This window comes from Streptomyces sp. NPDC050658, assembly GCF_044457025.1.
Taxonomy (GTDB): domain Bacteria; phylum Actinomycetota; class Actinomycetes; order Streptomycetales; family Streptomycetaceae; genus Streptomyces.
The window spans coordinates 1-1,373 of the sequence record NZ_JBITGM010000030.1 but is presented as its reverse complement, the minus strand read 5'-3'; the positions used below and the strand labels follow the sequence as shown (position 1 = coordinate 1,373).

2 protein-coding genes are annotated in these 1,373 nt (G+C 70.1%); both read right to left on the bottom strand.

Features of this window, described 5'->3' with window-relative positions; all coding sequences use genetic code 11:
• Nucleotides 1-2 precede the first annotated feature (2 nt).
• Nucleotides 3-965, bottom strand: coding sequence for an electron transfer flavoprotein subunit alpha/FixB family protein (locus ACIBKX_RS40730; protein WP_399377356.1), 963 nt, complete (start codon nucleotides 963-965; stop codon nucleotides 3-5).
• 63 nt (nucleotides 966-1,028) lie between these two features.
• A partial coding sequence (locus ACIBKX_RS40725) for an electron transfer flavoprotein subunit beta/FixA family protein (RefSeq protein ID WP_399377355.1) occupies nucleotides 1,029-1,373 on the bottom strand: 345 nt, incomplete at its 5' end.

Sequence of the window (1,373 nt, the reverse complement as noted above, 5' to 3'; positions counted from 1 at the left end):
GGTCAGCCCTTGCGGGTCTTGACCTCTTCGGTGAGGGCGGGGACGACGTCGAAGAGGTCGCCGACGACGCCGTAGTCGACCAGGTCGAAGATCGGGGCCTCGGCGTCCTTGTTGATCGCGACGATCGTCTTGGACGTCTGCATGCCCGCCCGGTGCTGGATCGCACCGGAGATACCCGAGGCGATGTACAGCTGCGGCGAGACACTCTTGCCGGTCTGGCCGACCTGGTTGGAGTGCGGGTACCAGCCAGCGTCCACCGCGGCACGCGAGGCACCCACGGCCGCACCCAGACTGTCGGCCAGCGCCTCGATGAGTGCGAAGTTCTCCGCGCCGTTCACACCCCGGCCGCCGGAGACCACGATCGCGGCCTCGGTCAGCTCCGGACGCCCGGTCGACTCACGCGGCGTCCGCGCGGTCACCTTCGTGCCCTTCGCCTGCTCGGAGAAGGACACCGTCAGGGCCTCCACCGCACCGGCGGCGGGGGCCGCCTCGACCGCGGCGCTGTTGGGCTTGACGGTGATGACCGGGGTGCCCTTGGACACCCGGGACTTGGTGGAGTAGGAGGCGGCGAACGCCGACTGCGTGGCGACGGGGCCCTGCTCGGACGCCTCCAGGTCGACGGCGTCGGTGATGATGCCCGAACCGATCCGCACCGCCAGACGCGCGGCGATCTCCTTGCCCTCCGCCGAGGACGGCACCAGCACCGCGGCCGGGGAAAGGGCGGTGTAGGCGGCCTGCAGCGCGTCGACCTTCGGCACCACCAGGTAGTCGGCGAACTCCGGCGCATCAGCCGTCAGCACACGGACCGCGCCGTGCTCGGCCAGCACACCGGCCGTGTCCGCGGCACCGTTGCCCAGCGCGAGCGCGACCGGCTCACCGATACGGCGGGCCAGGGTCAGCAGCTCCAGGGTGGGCTTGCGGACGGCACCGTCCACGTGGTCGACATAGACGAGAACTTCAGCCATGGGACTTCAATCTCCTGCGATTACGAAGAAGTAGAGGGGCAGTACAGCGGGCTCTGCGGGCCCTTAGATGAACTTCTGGCCCGCGAGGAACTCGGCCAGCTGCTTGCCGCCCTCGCCCTCGTCCTTGACGATCGTGCCCGCCGTGCGCGCCGGACGCTCCGCCGCCGAATCGACCACCGTATAGGCGCCCTCAAGACCCACCTGCCCGGCCTCCAGGCCCAGGTCCTCCAGGTCCCAGGACTCCACCGGCTTCTTCTTCGCCGCCATGATGCCCTTGAACGAGGGGTAGCGCGCCTCACCCGACTGGTCGGTCACCGACACCACCGCCGGCAGCGACGCCTCCAACTGCTCCGAGGCCGAGTCACCGTCCCGACGGCCCGTCACCACACCGTCCGCCACCGCCACCTC